This is a genomic window from Psychrobacter sp. LFX-11D (genome assembly GCF_904846475.1).
GTDB classification, from domain to species: domain Bacteria; phylum Pseudomonadota; class Gammaproteobacteria; order Pseudomonadales; family Moraxellaceae; genus Psychrobacter; species Psychrobacter cryohalolentis.
In genome coordinates this window covers 120,953-136,884 of the sequence record NZ_CAJHAV010000002.1, presented here as the reverse complement: position 1 = coordinate 136,884, position 15,932 = coordinate 120,953, and the positions used below count along the sequence as shown (strand labels likewise).

Annotated in this window: 13 protein-coding genes; 10 read left to right on the top strand and 3 right to left on the bottom strand. The window is 42.7% G+C overall.

Translation table 11 applies throughout. From position 1 onward, the window contains the following. Positions 1-248 precede the first annotated feature (248 nt). From JMX75_RS02195 to JMX75_RS02180, 4 genes are all read left to right on the top strand, one after another. Positions 249-737 carry an META domain-containing protein gene (locus JMX75_RS02195; protein ID WP_201530732.1) on the top strand — a complete coding sequence of 163 codons (489 nt, stop codon included), beginning with the start codon at positions 249-251 and terminating at the stop codon, positions 735-737. 376 nt (positions 738-1,113) lie between these two features. Continuing rightward, the gene (locus JMX75_RS02190; protein WP_133105454.1) at positions 1,114-2,136 is read left to right on the top strand and encodes a PD40 domain-containing protein; all 1,023 of its coding nucleotides are present in this window, start codon (positions 1,114-1,116) and stop codon (positions 2,134-2,136) included. Between the two features lie 29 nt (positions 2,137-2,165). After that, positions 2,166-2,336: a DUF2256 domain-containing protein gene (locus JMX75_RS02185; RefSeq protein ID WP_083759461.1), complete on the top strand. Its 171-nt coding sequence runs from the start codon at positions 2,166-2,168 to the stop codon at positions 2,334-2,336. A 45-nt stretch (positions 2,337-2,381) separates the two neighbouring features. Continuing rightward, positions 2,382-2,531 carry a DUF2256 domain-containing protein gene (locus JMX75_RS02180; RefSeq protein WP_133105453.1) on the top strand — a complete coding sequence of 50 codons (150 nt, stop codon included), beginning with the start codon at positions 2,382-2,384 and terminating at the stop codon, positions 2,529-2,531. Between the two features lie 88 nt (positions 2,532-2,619). Here the strand turns inward: JMX75_RS02180 and metH are convergent, their stop codons facing one another. Next, on the bottom strand, positions 2,620-6,435 hold the full coding sequence (gene metH / locus JMX75_RS02175; RefSeq protein ID WP_133105452.1) for a methionine synthase: 3,816 nt from the start codon (positions 6,433-6,435) through the stop codon (positions 2,620-2,622). 554 nt (positions 6,436-6,989) lie between these two features. On the opposite strand from metH, the gene JMX75_RS02170 reads away from it, so the two are divergent. Both JMX75_RS02170 and JMX75_RS02165 read left to right on the top strand, forming a co-directional pair. Further along, positions 6,990-7,544 carry a fasciclin domain-containing protein gene (locus tag JMX75_RS02170; RefSeq protein ID WP_133105451.1) on the top strand — a complete coding sequence of 185 codons (555 nt, stop codon included), beginning with the start codon at positions 6,990-6,992 and terminating at the stop codon, positions 7,542-7,544. A 339-nt stretch (positions 7,545-7,883) separates the two neighbouring features. After that, complete coding sequence (locus JMX75_RS02165; protein ID WP_133105450.1) at positions 7,884-8,486, top strand: fasciclin domain-containing protein; 603 nt, start codon at positions 7,884-7,886, stop codon at positions 8,484-8,486. A 286-nt stretch (positions 8,487-8,772) separates the two neighbouring features. Here JMX75_RS02165 and JMX75_RS02160 read toward each other — a convergent pair whose 3' ends face one another. After that, positions 8,773-10,323 carry an alanine/glycine:cation symporter family protein gene (locus JMX75_RS02160; RefSeq protein ID WP_020442782.1) on the bottom strand — a complete coding sequence of 517 codons (1,551 nt, stop codon included), beginning with the start codon at positions 10,321-10,323 and terminating at the stop codon, positions 8,773-8,775. Between the two features lie 1,021 nt (positions 10,324-11,344). Between JMX75_RS02160 and JMX75_RS02155 the strand changes: the two genes are divergently transcribed. The 4 genes from JMX75_RS02155 (at position 11,345) to JMX75_RS02140 (ending at position 15,107) form a co-directional block, all read left to right on the top strand. Next, positions 11,345-11,977, top strand: a complete 633-nt coding sequence (locus tag JMX75_RS02155) for a LemA family protein (RefSeq protein ID WP_133105449.1) — start codon at positions 11,345-11,347, stop codon at positions 11,975-11,977. Between the two features lie 260 nt (positions 11,978-12,237). After that, a complete protein-coding gene (locus tag JMX75_RS02150) occupies positions 12,238-13,401 on the top strand; it encodes a TPM domain-containing protein (protein WP_133105448.1) in 1,164 nt (387 codons plus the stop codon). Positions 13,402-13,492: 91 nt separating this feature from the next. Beyond that, on the top strand, positions 13,493-14,017 hold the full coding sequence (locus JMX75_RS02145; protein ID WP_020442785.1) for a TPM domain-containing protein: 525 nt from the start codon (positions 13,493-13,495) through the stop codon (positions 14,015-14,017). A 91-nt stretch (positions 14,018-14,108) separates the two neighbouring features. Beyond that, positions 14,109-15,107, top strand: a complete 999-nt coding sequence (locus JMX75_RS02140) for an adenosine deaminase (protein ID WP_181210802.1) — start codon at positions 14,109-14,111, stop codon at positions 15,105-15,107. Positions 15,108-15,118: 11 nt separating this feature from the next. Here the strand turns inward: JMX75_RS02140 and JMX75_RS02135 are convergent, their stop codons facing one another. After that, positions 15,119-15,919, bottom strand: coding sequence for an NAD-dependent deacylase (locus JMX75_RS02135; RefSeq protein WP_227672979.1), 801 nt, complete (start codon positions 15,917-15,919; stop codon positions 15,119-15,121). Between the last annotated feature and the right edge of the window lie 13 nt (positions 15,920-15,932).

Sequence of the window (15,932 nt, the reverse complement as noted above, 5' to 3'; positions counted from 1 at the left end):
TTATTGTGTGTTAGCAGCTCATAACTGGCTTAGCAAGGCATATTAGCAAAAATACCATAGAGTGGAACAAATATAGCGGTCATTGGTACTCAATCTATCATGAAAGGCTTATGAGAAATCAGCATAATAGCCGCATTGTTTAGACTAAAGAAAACAACAAATTCATCAGAGCAAGCGCTACTGATTAAAATGATAAACAATGAGTATCTTACTTTGTATATTAATATTTGAAACCTCTAGGATTTTATATGAAAAATATGACCAAAATAATGATGGCTGCTACCCTTACTGTAGGTACATTGGCTGCTGGTTGCCAAACTGCTCCTATCGTAACGGCGCCTGTGACTCAACCAATTACTGCTAATGCACTACAAGCGTATGATTGGCAGCTTGTTGATGCCAAGCGTGCAAATGGTGACAAGGTCACTCAGTTATTCTTTGATCCAGCCAAACCACTTACCCTAAAATTCTTCAAAGATAACGGCAATGACCGTGTTGCTTTTGCCAATACTTGTAATAACATGGGTTCTGACTATAAAGTTGTCAATGGTAACGTCATATTAGGCAATATCCTATCTACTATGATGGCATGCCCTGAGCCACAAGCCAGCTTCGATACTGCTACGCTTGCCACGGTACAAGGCAAATATAGCACCAGCACCAATGCAAGCAACACACCTATATTGACCATCAAAAATAACAGTCAAGTTGCACACTTTAAAGCGGTTGCTAAATAATATAGATAGCCAGTTACTATCGTTATATGATAACCATATATAAAAAATGCCTCATTTAGCAGTGGGGCATTTTTTTGTCTAAAATTTTTGTTTAAAAGAAGAGGGCAATCTACGTTACACTAGCGACATCGCTGTTGCTGATTGCTTATATTTCATTTAGTACTCTTTCACTTGATATAGTTAAAATATCTCAAAAACGCTACAGTACTGCTGGTATAAATTTTTTGCAGCCTCTGTCGGCTAGCTACAGCAAGCAAGGAAAATTAATATCAGCAGTACTTGATGTATCGATATTATTTTTCCCTGACTATATTATTAATAGTAAGTTGCACGTTTTAAATGGTTCGTATCGAATGGATCTATAGGACTTTATCTTATGTTAAAAACCGCTGTCTTAAAACCGACTGTTAATATTCGTAGTCTAAACAGTACTGTTCCTATTATCATGCTTTCAATGCTGGCAGTATTAACAGGCTGCCAGACAATGCCAAATGCTTTGTCCAAAGCGCCTAGCGCAATGGCTATAAATAATCCGCTCACTATTGGCATGCCAGCAGTAGATCGACAAGGTTATATTGCTTATGTAGAGGAGCAAGGCGTGGGTGCTGCCAAGGTCTCGACGCTATATCGTATCCGCCCTGATGGTAGCGGGCGTCAATTGATTGATCAGCTAAATGGCTATATCTACGCGCCTACGTGGTCAGTGGATGGTCAAATGCTCGCTTATAGCAAACAAGCCGCGCGTCAGCATCCAAAGATTTATATTTACGATGTCAAAAGCGGTAGTCATAATTTGGTCGTCAACGTAGAAGGTAGCAATTTATCTCCGTCATTCTCACCCGATGGCAAAAAGCTTATTTATAGCTCAACCGTTGGCGGCAATGCCGATATTTATGAGATGCGTTTAAGCGATGGCGATACCAAACAGCTCACCACGCTACCGAGCACTGAAGTGCAGCCAAGCTATGCCAGCGATGGGCAGAGCTTTGTCTATACCAGTGATAAAGTCCGCGCTGGTCGCCCAAGCATTTATCGTTATAGTTTTGCCACGGGCAACGCCGCGCTGATATCGACGGGAGGCTATGCTGCCAGCCCCCAGCTTAGCTTAGATAGTCAGCGTTTGGCATATCTCAATGGTCGCAAAGCGGCAGTAATGACGCTTACCACAGGACAAGTCATCAATCTGGCAGAGACAGGACTTGATGAGCCAGCGCGCCTATCACCTTCTGGACAATACGCCCTCTATCCGATGCGTCAGTCAAATCTGGATAGGCAAGTAATCGGTCAAAGCAGTCAAAATGGCGGTAGCTTAGTTATCCATTCTCTAACAGGGAATACCAGTTATGCCATTAGCAGTAAAACGGGCGGGGTAGTGCGCTCACCAATTTGGGGTCGCTAAGCGATTTTTTTAATTTAAAGGTAAGTATCATGGCGCATAAAAAAAAGAACGTCCGCAAAAAACTCTGCCCTGTCTGCGAGCGCGAATTTAGTTGGACTAAAAAGTTGGATAAAAACTGGGACAGCATGGTCTATTGCTCCGACCAATGCCGCCGCGTGAAAAAGTATGAAGGATTGAATCATCAAAAAGAAGATAAATAGGCGTTAATAGTCAAGTAGGGGTATATGGGCACGAGGGAGCAGGCTATGGCACATAAAAAAGTAAACTTACCGCAAAAAATCTGCCCCGTTTGCCAGCGTCCCTTTACTTGGCGCAAGAAATGGGAAAAGGATTGGGCACAGGTGATTTATTGTTCGGAGAAGTGTCGGCGGGGGAAAGATAAACATAGTGAATGAATAAAAAGCCAAATATCAATGTTTGATATTTGGCTTATGAATAATGATAAAGTTTGTATGCTAAATAGATGTCTAAATCATTAGTAACCTACAAATTCGGATTCAACCACTTCTCAGCAGTCTTCATATCCCAGCCTTTACGCTCAGCATAGCTTTCTAACTGATCGGTACTGATTTTACCGACGTTAAAGTACTCACTATCAGGATGTGAGTAATAGAAGCCGCTGACTGATGACGCAGGCCACATCGCATAGCTTTCAGTCAAGGTCGTACCGATGGCATCGCCCGTACCAAGCCATTCAAATAGTTTGCCTTTTTCGGTATGCTCAGGGCAGGCAGGGTAGCCAGGTGCAGGGCGGATACCGACATATTTTTCTTTAATCATCTCATCATTAGTGAGTGACTCAGTTGGCTGATAGCCCCAATACTCTTTACGAATCAGCTCATGTAGATGTTCAGCGAATGCTTCAGCTAAACGATCAGACAGTGCCTGTACCATGATGGCATTATAGTCATCACCAGCCGCTTTATACTTTTCAGCCAATGCTTCTGTCCCAACGATTGAGACCGTAAAACCGCCAAGATAATCGGTATGCGCTTCCGATGGCGAGATAAAGTCTGCCAAGCTAAAGTTTGGCTTGCCGCTGGCTTTGTCGCTTTGTTGACGTAAATGCTCAAATTGATATTCTGCTGTGCCGCCCTCAGTCGGTGATTTGTCATAGACGGCGACGGTATCGGCACCGGTACGACGGGCTGGCATGAGCTTAAAGACGCCTTTGGCAACGATTAACTTCTCATCAATCATTTTTTGCATCAAGTCATTGGCATTATCAAACAAATCACGCGCCGCTTCACCAACCACCTCATCTTGCAAGATTTTTGGATATTTACCAGCAAGTCCCCAAGAGATAAAGAAGGGTGTCCAATCGATATAAGGCAGCAGGTTAGTGATAGGATAGTCGTCAAAGATCACTTGCCCTAATTTATTAGGCGTCGGTGGCACATAGTTGTCCCAATCATACTGAAAGCCAATCTTGACCGATTCGGCATATGTGACCTTCGCCGCCTTTGGTTGGCGCTTAGCCAGACGCTCACGCACCTTGATATATTCTTCGCGGGTTTCATCAATGAGACCTTGGCAATTCTCTTTTGACAGTAGCTTGGTCACTACGCCGACAGAGCGTGAGGCATCCGCCACATAGATGACACCATTATTTTGGTATTGTGGTTCGACTTTGACCGCCGTATGCGCTTTTGAGGTCGTTGCACCACCGATCATCAATGGCAAAGTCATGCCACGCTCTTGCATTTGCTTGGCGACATAGACCATCTCATCAAGACTTGGGGTAATCAGACCTGATAAGCCGATGATATCGACTTTCTCAGCTATCGCGGTATCGAGGATTTTTTCACAAGGTACCATCACGCCCAAATCGACGATGTCATAGCCATTACAGCCGAGTACCACGCCGACGATATTTTTACCGATATCATGGACGTCACCTTTGACCGTCGCCATGAGGATTTTACCTTTCTTTTCGCCTTCGACTTTTTCCGCTTCGATATACGGGTTTAGCCAAGCAACTGATTGCTTCATAACGCGCGCAGATTTTACCACTTGTGGCAAAAACATTTTACCAGCACCAAATAAATCGCCAACGATATTCATACCGTCCATCAGTGGTCCTTCGATGACCTCAAGTGGGCGCGGATATTTCTCCCACGCTTCTTTAGTATCCGCTTCGATAAAGGTGGTAATACCTTTTACTAACGCATGAGCAATCCGTTCTTCGACTGTGCCTTCACGCCATGTCATATCGACGGTACTGTCTTTTTTCTTACCACCATCTTGATAGTTTTCAGCGATGGTCATCAGCCGTTCGGTGGCATCTTGCCCAGTTTCGCCTTGGTTGCGGTTGAGCATCACATCTTCGATGGCATCGCGTGCCTCGACAGGAATGTCATCATACAGCTCAAGCATGGCAGGGTTGACGATACCCATCGTTAAGCCGTTTTGAATCGCATGATAAAGGAATACAGAATTGATGGCTTCACGAATCGGATTACCACGGAAACTAAACGATACGTTAGATACGCCGCCCGATACCATCGCATTAGGTAAGTTATCCGTAATCCACTTGGTCGCGTTGATAAAGTCAGCACCGTAGTTATTGTGCTCGGTAATACCGGTCGCGACGGCAAAAATATTCGGGTCAAAGATAATATCTTCAGAAGGGAAGCCCACTTCATCGACCAACACATCATAGCTGCGTTTACAAATCTGAGTTTTGCGCTCGAAGGTATCCGCCTGTCCATCTTCATCGAATGCCATGACTATAATGGCGGCACCATAGCGCATACAGAGCTTGGCGCGTTCAACAAATTCGGCGTGACCTTCTTTTAATGAGATAGAGTTGACGACACATTTACCTTGAGTGCGCTTAAGACCTTCTTCGATAATGTCCCATTTCGATGAATCTAGCATTAACGGCACACGGCTGATGTCTGGCTCGCCTGACACCAAGTTAACGAAGTGAATCATCGCTTGCTTAGAATCAAGCATGCCCTCATCCATATTGATGTCGACGATTTGCGCGCCGCCTTCGACTTGGTCACGGGCAACGTCAAGCGCCTCAAGATAAGCTTCGGTTTTAATTAGGCGTAAGAATTTTTTTGAACCGGTAACGTTGGTACGCTCACCAACGTTGACGAATAGACTGTCTTTATTGATGGTAAATGGCTCAAGACCAGATAAGCGGCAGGCAGGCGGAATCTCAGGAATAATGCGCGGTGGGTACTTTGCTACCATATTAGCGATTTGACGGATATGCTCAGGTGTTGTACCACAACAGCCACCGACAATATTTAAGATACCAGCTTTGGCAAAGCCTTCAAGCAGTGCAGCTGTTTCATCGGCAGTTTCATCATATTCACCAAACTCATTAGGCAGACCAGCATTTGGATGCGCAGAGACATAAGTATTGGCAATATTCGATAGTGTTTGGATATGGGGTCTAAGCGCGTCCGCACCGAGCGCACAGTTAAAGCCAACGGATAGCGGTTTGGCATGACGAATGGAGTTATAAAACGCTTCAGCCGTTTGCCCAGATAGCGTACGACCTGACGCATCTGTAATCGTCCCTGAAATCATAATTGGCAATTCAAATCCGATATCATCAAACACGCCTGTGACGGCAAAGATTGCTGCTTTGGCATTGAGCGTATCAAAAATAGTCTCAATCAAAATGATATCAACGCCACCTTCCATTAGCGCCAAGGTTGCTTCGCGATAGTTCAGCACCAGTTCATCAAAGGTAATATTACGAAAGGCAGGGTCATTAACGTCAGGTGATAGCGAGCAAGTACGCGATGTCGGACCAATAACCCCAGCGACAAAGCGTGGTTTTTCTGGATTCTTCGCAGTGTATTCGTCAGCGGCTTCACGTGCGATTTTAGCAGCCGTTTTATTTAGCTCAGGCACGAGATACTGCATGTCGTAGTCTGCCATCGACAGCCGCGTACCATTAAAGCTATTGGTCTCGATAATATCAGCGCCGGATTCCAAATGCGCCAAATGAATCTCTTTAATCATATGTGGCTGCGTCAGCACCAATAAATCATTATTGCCGCGGACATCTTGCTTGATATCAGCAAAGCGCTCACCGCGATAGTCCGTTTCCTCTAATTTATAGTTCTGAATATGCGTGCCCATGGCGCCATCGAGCATCAAAATCCGTGCTGCCATTTGCTCTGTAATGCGCGCTCGCGCCGTTAGCTGCTGATCCTTATAAGGGAACACAGCAGGCGGCGTCAATATAAAGTCATTGGGATTGGCATTTGGGTTACTGGCGTCAGTTAAATTGTTTGAAGAGGTATCAGTTTGAGAACGGGCTGTTGGAGTCATAGGAGCGCTGCTTATAGAGTCAATGTTATAAAAAAGAAGAGGAAAAAGTCGTTATAATTTTTAATAGAGAAGACGTCAAAACCATCAATGTCAGTAAAAAATAGTAAATAAATACAGATGATTTTAGCAGAAAATATATTGCCAATGTCAGGTTATCAAAGTCTATTGCATAAAGCGTGTGAGCACAAATGAATATCATTTATCTTTAGGGTTACAGAAAGCTTTACTTATGATTATAAACGTAAAAGTATCACTTTATAATGCAAATACAGATTACATGCACACCACAAAAAGTAGCGTAAATAGCCGTTTACGCCACTTAAGGATATGTTAATTTAATTTCAGAAGGATTGATGTTTCATAAGCGGTGCTTATTAGTAAGGGTTGATGATTTTATTTGCAAGTTTGCCTATATATTATTTTTCATGGCTAATCCTGCATTATCAAATCAGTGATTATATCGTTAAGCGTTGCTGCTAAGGAAAGCCAATCTCATCTGACATACCAGATAAAAACCAACAGATTATAGATATTTACTCATTAAGGATAATATTATGAAAATCATCAAAATCGCTGCTATTGGTACTTTAGCTGTTTCAATTGCAGGTCTAAGTGCTTGTAACAATATGATGCCAGCCAAAAGCGCTCCTATGAAAGCGCCCATGCATAGCCAATCAATGGCAAAAATGAATGTAGTACAAATTGCCCAAAGCAATCCTGACTTCTCTGTACTCGTAGAAGCTGTCGTTGCCGCTGATTTAGCAGGCGCGCTCTCTAATCCTAATGCTAACTATACGATTCTTGCGCCAACCAATGCTGCCTTTATGCAAGCGTTACAAGAAAATAACATGAGCAAAGCACAGCTCTTTGCCAATAAACCACTATTGACTAAAATCTTAAGCTATCACGTGATTAACGCCGCAGCACCTATTTATGCCAAGGATATTAGACCAGGCAATATAACAATGCTAAGCATGGACACGCTTATGGTCACAGCCCAAGGCAAATTGATGGATGAAAGTGGACGTACAGCAAATCTCTTAAAAACGGACATTACTGCCAGTAATGGTGTGGTACATGTGATTGATAGAGTTTTAATGCCTAGATAGTCTTTTGGCAAGGTTTTATAAACTAGCCATTATATGCGTATAAGATCAATCGTTTAAGAGCTGTTCTACGCAGCTCTTAAATTCGTTATAGATTCAGATAACGAAACGCCTGTGTTATATACGTGATTGCTACAGTGCTACTACCTAAGAATATATCAATTAAAAATCAATCAGTTAATATTGTAGATGATTTCAGATAACGTCCCTTTAAAGAATGTCATATTCTAAACAGTATTGTGCATTTTAAAAAAACTGTTTATGCAAAAATTATTACTTATCGAATCAGTACTTATCAAATTTTTATTCACTCAATAGTTATTAATATCAAAGGAATGTCTTATGTTAAAAAAGAACTTACTATCTATCGCCGTTGTGGCGGCAGCAATGTCATTAGCAGCTTGTAACGATAAAGAAGTCGTTGCTGAGCCAGTTGAGCCAGAAGCAACCACTGATGTAGTCGTTGAGCCAGAAGTCGCAGCTGAACCAATGGTTGAAGCGGATGTTGCCCCTGAAGCAGCAGCTACGCAGACTATTGGTGAGATGGCAGCTGGCAATAAAGACTTGACCATCTTGACCGCTGCACTACAGGCAGCTGGGCTTGATTCGATGCTGATGGCTGAAGACAAGTACACAGTATTTGCACCTACTGATGATGCATTTGCTGCTTTATTAACTAAATTGAACATTACCAAAGAAGAATTACTTGCTGATCAAGCGACGTTAAAAAGTGTGCTTCCATACCATGTCGTACCTATGGTTGTAAAAGCCGCTGATATTCCTTATGGTACTGCGATTGAAACGGCGAATGGTCAAACCATCACGATTAGTGATGCCAATGTCATTACAGATTCAAATGGTAATACCGCCAACATCGTTGCCACTGATATGATGGCAACCAATGGTGTAGTACATGTAATTGATACAGTTTTATTGCCTAAATAAGTTTTGGTTAATAGACTTACTAAATCTTTCTGGTAAAAAGTAAATGATGTAAAAATACCTAAAGCCTAGCCATTGAGTTGGGCTTTTTGCTGCCTAATAATTGCTGCTAATAATTTGAGTCGATGCAATGTAAAAGGAATCCAGTAGTACCTTATAACATTTGTATTTCTTTTATTTAGGACCGAATATAGTAGAAAAGAGGCAAGAGCGCACATACAAAAAAGCCCAAGACAATGGTCTCGGGCTTTTTTAATAACTGGCTAGTAGGCAAATACTTTACAGAGGATTAACGATGCTCTTTATTTAAAGGATCTTGTGCCGCTATTCTTTGTTGCTCTTTTAGATGACGCTCTTCCCAATAAGGCGCGTTTTTGATACCGAATTTTGCAGGATCAAATGTATAGCGTGTTACGCCAGCTTTACGCTGTGCTTCATAGTCTTTAAGCATGGTAAGCGTCGGACGTGCCACAAAGAAGATAACAAGAATACCAACAATATTGAGCCAAGCCATAAGACCAACACCAATATCACCAATTGCCCAAATATAACCGGCTGAGTTAAGACCACCATAGGCAACCATCACCATGATTAGGACTTTAACTAAAAATAGACCAGTTTTGTTGGCACCGCGACCGATAAAGCGCGTCAAGTAAGCAACGTTCACTTCAGCGATATAGTAGTAAGCCAAGATGGTTGTAAAGGCAAAGAAGAAGACAGCGATAGCGATAAAGGTATTACCAAAACCACCATAGACAGATTCCATTGCCATTTGCGTAAATGCTGGAGCGTTGATTTCAGTCGTAGCCGCCACATTCTGGACGATGAATTGACCATCGGGTAATGTACCTTGGATGTTATAAGTACCCATTGTTAAGATCATAAATGCAGTAGCAGAACAAACCAGTAACGTATCAACGTAAACTGAGAAGGCCTGTACCAAACCTTGCTGTGATGGATGCTCAACTTCAGCAGCAGCAGCAGCGTGAGGACCTGTACCTTGACCGGCTTCGTTAGAGTAAATACCACGTTTTACACCCCAACCAATCGCTGCACCAAAACCTGCTTGAGCAGTAAACGCATCACCAACGATTAAGCCAAATACTTCTGGAATCATCTCAAAATTAGCAAACATGATGATCAGTGCAAGGATAATATAGCCGATTGCCATGAAAGGAACCGCATACTCGGTAAACGTTGCGATACGCTTGATACCACCGAAGATGATGATACCTAATACCACAAGAATAATACCCAATGCTACTAACCGCATAGAGCCAACTTCTAAGGCTCCAATGTTAACGATAGAACCTTCACCCATTACCTGCGCGAAAGCACTGATAACGCCGTTTGCCTGTACGCCTGGTAGGAACATACCACAAGCAAGGATAGATGAGATTGCAAAAAGGATGCCGTACCATTTTTGACCAAGTGCGCGCTCAAAATAGTAAGCAGGGCCACCGCGATATTCGCCAGTGATTACATCTTTTTCTTTGTAAATCTGAGCCAGTGTCGACTCAACATAAGCAGTAGATGCGCCTAGGAAAGCAACTACCCACATCCAAAATACAGCACCAGGACCACCGAAGCCGATAGCGGCTGCTACCCCTGCGATGTTACCCATACCCACACGACCAGCAAGCGAGACGGCAAGTGCCTGAAACGATGAAATGCCTTGTTCACTAGATTTACCAGTAAATAGCAATTTGATCATTTCACCGAATAAACGTACTTGTACAAAGCGCGTCATGATGGAATAAAATAGACCTGCGCCCAAGCATAAGTAAATTAATGCAGGGCTCCAAATAATTCCGTTTACTAAATTGACTAAACCTTCCATATATCTATTCCTTCAACTGTCTCAAAATGACTATATATGAGGATGCATAGAGTGAGTTAACGGTTTAATATCCTTATTAAAGCCAAATATGAGGATGCATAGAGTGAGTTAACGGTTTAATATCCTTATTAAAGCCAACCACTCAAATTATCTGCATGTACTTAAAACAATGATTTAAGCTTCATATGTACATAGTCACCAAGAATGGACTGTAGTTGTCTGTGTTTATCCGCTTGGTTTATTATCAAAGTTTGGCTGTATTTGCTCATCTCTTGATAGCACTTATATATAAATATCAATCGATTGGCGATGGTTGCCATCTTTTTACTGTCTCTTTACTTTGGTAATCCGTCATCCTGCCATAAACATAAACGCTGTTATAAATAAACCAGTGGATAAAACAGGCGGTTATAATTTTAAATACCCATCATCGCGATGGCATTCAGCTTACTATGAGCGGTATCGGCTAAGTACAATTGCGTAATAGAGTCATAAAGCGATGATTTATCTGTCTATTAATCCTTTTAAATGATAAATAAACGAATCGCTAATACTATGAAGAAAATAAGTCCACTACCAAATGTATGCAAACCGTACAGCTACGTAACTGCAATTTGCCATATTTTTTACCCAATTACTAGAAATTTCTTCTTAGCGGCAGCCATATATATGTTATGGCAAGCTTTATTATGGCAACAAGTACCGTAGAATATGGCATAAGGTCGATTTATCTCAGTTTGGATGATTTTTCAATAATTCATGATAAGTCAGGTTATATAGATACATAGTCAAAACAGAGTGAGAGATTATGCTACAAGTCGTTGCTTGCGGTTGTGTTTTGGTAACGATGAATTGTAAAAAAAGCGTTATAGCGCCATTATTAGCACAACATATTGTAGGCTACAAAATATAAGCTTATATAGTCATAGTATTGAAGTCAGTATCAAAAAAAGCAGTCAAAAGTTATTTTAAAATCTTGTTATCAGTTGTTTGATATTTATCATTATTAGGAGAATCCACAATGACCCGTAAATCCATTGTAAAATCCATCTTGCTATCAGCTGTATTAGCCACGTCTACTGTCGGCTTGACAGGTTGTGGTTATAATAATCTTCAGGCTCAAGATGAGCAAGTGACGGCTTCGTGGTCAGAGGTGGTCAACCAATATCAACGTCGCTCGGATTTGGTGCCAAACTTGGTAAAAGTAGTACAGCAGTATGCCAAGCAAGAGCAGGAAGTCTTTACGCAAGTGGCTGAAGCCCGCTCACGCGCTGGTGGTATCACCGTAACGCCAGAAGTACTCAATGATCCTGAAGCGATGGAGCGTTATGCGGCGGCGCAAGAACAGATGACGGGCGCACTATCACGTTTGATGGCAGTGTCTGAGCGTTATCCTGAACTGAAATCTGATGCGCTATTCCAAGATTTGCAAGCGCAATTAGAAGGTACTGAAAACCGTATCGCCGTCGCTCGTAACCGCTATATCCAAGAAGTACAGGGCTACAATACGACCGTACGTCAATTTCCAACCAATATTACGGCAAAAGTATTTGGGATGAGTGCTAAACCAAACTTTAGCGTCGCGAACGAAAAAGAGATTTCTACTGCACCAAGCGTGGATTTTGACAATGGCGAGTCAAAGACGGCTCAATAGCAGCAAATCAATAATGATGAATCATGCGTTTATTCCATGCTGGTATGCTTCATCTATTGAACGAGTTGTGTAGCCGTCTTAGCGTTTCTTACTGGTATGAATAGGTTGCGTCTAATATTAAATATAAGCGTCTCTTAAAGCCTATTTATATCGTTAAGCCATTAAAAACAGGTAGAGCATCAAGTACCGATTAAATACTTACTGATTGCCGCTCTACCTATTAATTTAGTAAAGATCTGACTTGAGGTGGTATACAGTTAATGACTCATTTAAAAACACCCCTAGCAGCGTTGTTATTCGCCCTTACTATTGGTAGCTCGTCTACATTGTATGCGGCGCCCGATGACAGTACGCTTGCTGCCGATAGCACCACGCAAAATCGCAGTGTGGAAGACTTAGTGGCTATTGCAAAAGCCGCTGAATCCAATGAAGCTATTAATGATGCTGTTTTAGGCAATGAGGCGATTAACGAAACCATACTCGGTAATGAAGCTATCAATCCTAATGCGTCCAATAATGAGGGCGTGGCAGAGGCAAATGCGACCAAACGTCCCCCTGTCAAATCAACTGCTGACAGTGTCGATGCAGACAAACTGATTTTGAACAGTCCTGTCATCGACCAAGCTAATATCTTAAACCCACAAGAGAAGCAGCGCTTAGAAGCACAGCTACGTACAATTTATCAGCAAGGTTTGGCACAAGCAGCAGTGGTGATTGTCCCAACTACCAATGGCATGCCTATCTTTGATTATGCCTTGCAAGTTGCTGAAAAATGGCAGCTGGGTAGTAAAGACATCGATGATGGTTTGCTTGTGGTTGTCGCTGTCAATGACCGTGATATGTATATATTGACAGGTTATGGACTCGAAGGTGTACTGCCAGATGCGGCGGTCAATCGCATCATTCGAGAGGATATTACCCCGTTATTTAAGCAAAATAATTATGGCGCAGGGATATTGGCAGGCGTAACAGCCTTACAAAATCGTTTATCTGCTGATCCTGAAGTGCTTGCTCGTGCCGATGCGCAGGCAGCTGAACGTACTACCCAACAAGGCTCAGACGAGCTTCCATCTCCTATTTTTCTATTCATCATGGCGATGATATTTGGTAGCTTTATTACCAGTATATTTGGTCGAGTATTCGGTTCTGTGCTGACGGCCGGTGGTTTTGTTGCAGGTTCACTAGCATTGGGCGGTGGTCTATTTATGACCATCATTATGGCGATATTTTTATGGCTGTTCTTGATTTCACGCGGCGGCGGTAAAGGTGGGTCTGGCGGCGGTAAAGGAGGTAGAGGCGGTGGTATGATATTCCTACCGGGTATGGGCGGTGGCGGTGGCTTCGGCGGCGGCGGTTTTGGTGGCGGCGGCTTCGGCGGTGGCGGCGGCGGTTTTGGTGGTGGCGGCGCTGGCGGTTCTTGGTAAGCATTAGCCCGTTGTTTTTCAGTGGCTTCATAGCTGCCTAGTAAAGACACTAAATAACCATTAGTAATGACGTACTTGAGGAAATAGTATCATGGCAGAGAATAACGCTTCAAAATCCAGCTTTGCCCGCTGGTGGCGCCAAGTCTTATTTATCCCCGTTTTGCATAGTAAATGGTTGACGCCCGCGGCAAAAGCTCGGTTGACAGAGCGGGTGACACTTGCTGAGCAAGGTCACCGCGGCGAGGTATTTTTGATCGTAGAAAATCATTTGCCTATTCAAGAGGCCTATCATAGCGACTGCCGTGACCGTGCGATTGATTTATTTAGTGAGTATCGAGTGTGGGACACTGAAGAAAACACTGGTGTGCTGATATACGTCAATGTTTGCGAGCACAAGCTTGAAATCGTCGCTGATCGCGGTATCAGTGCCCATGTTAGCCCAACAGTTTGGCGCGCAATGTGTGACAAAGCGGTAGTCGGTATTGCCAATCAGAAGACAGAAGAAAGCTTGACTGAATTGCTCGATGAGGTTGGTCAAGTACTTCGCCAGTATTATCATCTGGAGCAAAACCCATCAGGTAATGAGCTGTCTGATACGGTGGTTTTTTTAAAATAAACCCTGACGGCCATCAGCATGAAAGATTACACTAAACACTTATCGCTATATTTAATAAATAACCGATATACAACGCCAATACTGGAATATTATGATTGATCTAATAAAAAGACTGCCAAAAGCAGAACTGCATTTACATATTGAAGGCTCGCTCGAGCCTGAGCTTATGTTTAGATTGGCAAAAAAGAACCAGATAGAGATTCCTTATAAAGACATAGAAGATGTGCGTAATGCTTATAACTTTACCAATCTGCAGACGTTTTTAGACATCTATTATGCCGGTGCCAATGTCTTGATTACGCAGGATGACTTCTACGATTTGACATGGGAGTATATTCTCAAATGTGTCGAAGATAATGTCATTCATACAGAGATATTTTTTGATCCGCAGACGCATACGGCAAGAGGCGTGGCGTTTGAGACAGTCATAACAGGCATCAAACGTGCACTGGCTGATGCCAAAGCACAATATGGTATTACCTCTTGTATTATCATGTGCTTTTTACGGCATTTATCACAAGAAGAAGCATTTGAGACGTTAGAGCAAGCATTGCCATTTAAAGACGACATTATTGGTGTCGGTTTAGATTCTTCAGAATTAGGCAATCCGCCATCGAAGTTTATAGAGGTATTTAAAAAGGCAAAAGAGGAAGGCTTTAAGTTGGTTGCCCATGCTGGCGAAGAAGCGGATTTCTCTTACATTTATGAAGCGTTGGATTTATTGGATATCAGTAGAATCGATCATGGCGTGCAATCTATCAAAAGCGCTGAGCTGATGCAGCGTCTAAAAGATGAGCAGATGCCGCTCACCGTATGCCCGAATTCTAATATCGAGTTGAGAGTATTTGACAATTATAAAGAGCACAACATCAAAGAGCTGCTAGATTATGGTCTAAATATCACGGTCAACTCAGATGACCCTGCTTATTTTAAAGGCTATATCAATCAGAACTTTATTAATATCAGTGAGAATTTGCCATTAACAGAAGATGATATTATCACCTTGGTAAAAAACTCTTTTAGATCGTCATTTATCAGTGATGAGCTAAAGCAGCAGTATTTGGACAAAGTCGATCAAGCGGTAGGTTAATGGTTTGTCTATTATAGTACGCCCATTCTTTTTACTAACTCTGGCAGGATGACACCAGCTTTTGCTGCCAGAGTAATATCGACTAGCGTATTTGGTGTCGGATAAGGATTTATCTCGATAATTTTGGCACCGTTATGTTTTGCCAGTTGTGCCAATCCAGCAGCGGGATAGACGAGGCTAGAAGTACCGATACTAATAAATACATCACAATTCGCGGCAGCTTCCTCTGCTGTCTGCCATGCCCGCATCGGTAACGACTCTCCAAACCACACAATATCAGGTCTGATATAACCATCACAATGCTGGCAAGTCATTAGAGCTTCATCAAAGCTGATGCTATTCTCGCTGTTATAAGCGCCTTTTAATTGGATTGTATAAGGTATCTGACATTGACTGCATCGGTTACGCCATAGATTGCCATGCAGGTGGGTAACAGCGCTACCTGCTTGCTCATGCAAATCATCAACATTTTGAGTAATGAGGGTTAGTTGCTGATTAGTCGATTGAATGTGATCCTGCCATTGCGCTAATGCCGTGTGGGCAGGATTGGGTTTTTTACTAGCCACGAGCTGTCTGCGCCATTGATACCATGACCAAACCAGCTTTGGGTCACGGGCGAAGGCATCTGGTGTCGCCAAGTCCTCAGCCCGATAATTTTTCCACAAGCCAGTTTGCTTATCACGAAAAGTCGGAATGCCGCTTTCTGCTGAAATCCCTGCGCCAGTTAAAAGGCAAATATGCTGTTTCGATTCTAATAGTTCAGCAGCATGCTCTACTTCTGCTATTAACGCTGATGATAATTCTGCTAACATAAGCTAACCCTTG

Coding starts and splice junctions, on each gene's coding strand:
- JMX75_RS02195 (WP_201530732.1), top strand. CDS start 249: ATGAAAAATATGACCAAAATAATGATGGCTGCTACCCTTACTGTAGGT.
- JMX75_RS02190 (WP_133105454.1), top strand. CDS start 1,114: ATGTTAAAAACCGCTGTCTTAAAACCGACTGTTAATATTCGTAGTCTA.
- JMX75_RS02185 (WP_083759461.1), top strand. CDS start 2,166: ATGGCGCATAAAAAAAAGAACGTCCGCAAAAAACTCTGCCCTGTCTGC.
- JMX75_RS02180 (WP_133105453.1), top strand. CDS start 2,382: ATGGCACATAAAAAAGTAAACTTACCGCAAAAAATCTGCCCCGTTTGC.
- metH (WP_133105452.1), bottom strand. CDS start 6,435: ATGACTCCAACAGCCCGTTCTCAAACTGATACCTCTTCAAACAATTTA.
- JMX75_RS02170 (WP_133105451.1), top strand. CDS start 6,990: ATGAAAATCATCAAAATCGCTGCTATTGGTACTTTAGCTGTTTCAATT.
- JMX75_RS02165 (WP_133105450.1), top strand. CDS start 7,884: ATGTTAAAAAAGAACTTACTATCTATCGCCGTTGTGGCGGCAGCAATG.
- JMX75_RS02160 (WP_020442782.1), bottom strand. CDS start 10,323: ATGGAAGGTTTAGTCAATTTAGTAAACGGAATTATTTGGAGCCCTGCA.
- JMX75_RS02155 (WP_133105449.1), top strand. CDS start 11,345: ATGACCCGTAAATCCATTGTAAAATCCATCTTGCTATCAGCTGTATTA.
- JMX75_RS02150 (WP_133105448.1), top strand. CDS start 12,238: ATGACTCATTTAAAAACACCCCTAGCAGCGTTGTTATTCGCCCTTACT.
- JMX75_RS02145 (WP_020442785.1), top strand. CDS start 13,493: ATGGCAGAGAATAACGCTTCAAAATCCAGCTTTGCCCGCTGGTGGCGC.
- JMX75_RS02140 (WP_181210802.1), top strand. CDS start 14,109: ATGATTGATCTAATAAAAAGACTGCCAAAAGCAGAACTGCATTTACAT.
- JMX75_RS02135 (WP_227672979.1), bottom strand. CDS start 15,919: ATGTTAGCAGAATTATCATCAGCGTTAATAGCAGAAGTAGAGCATGCT.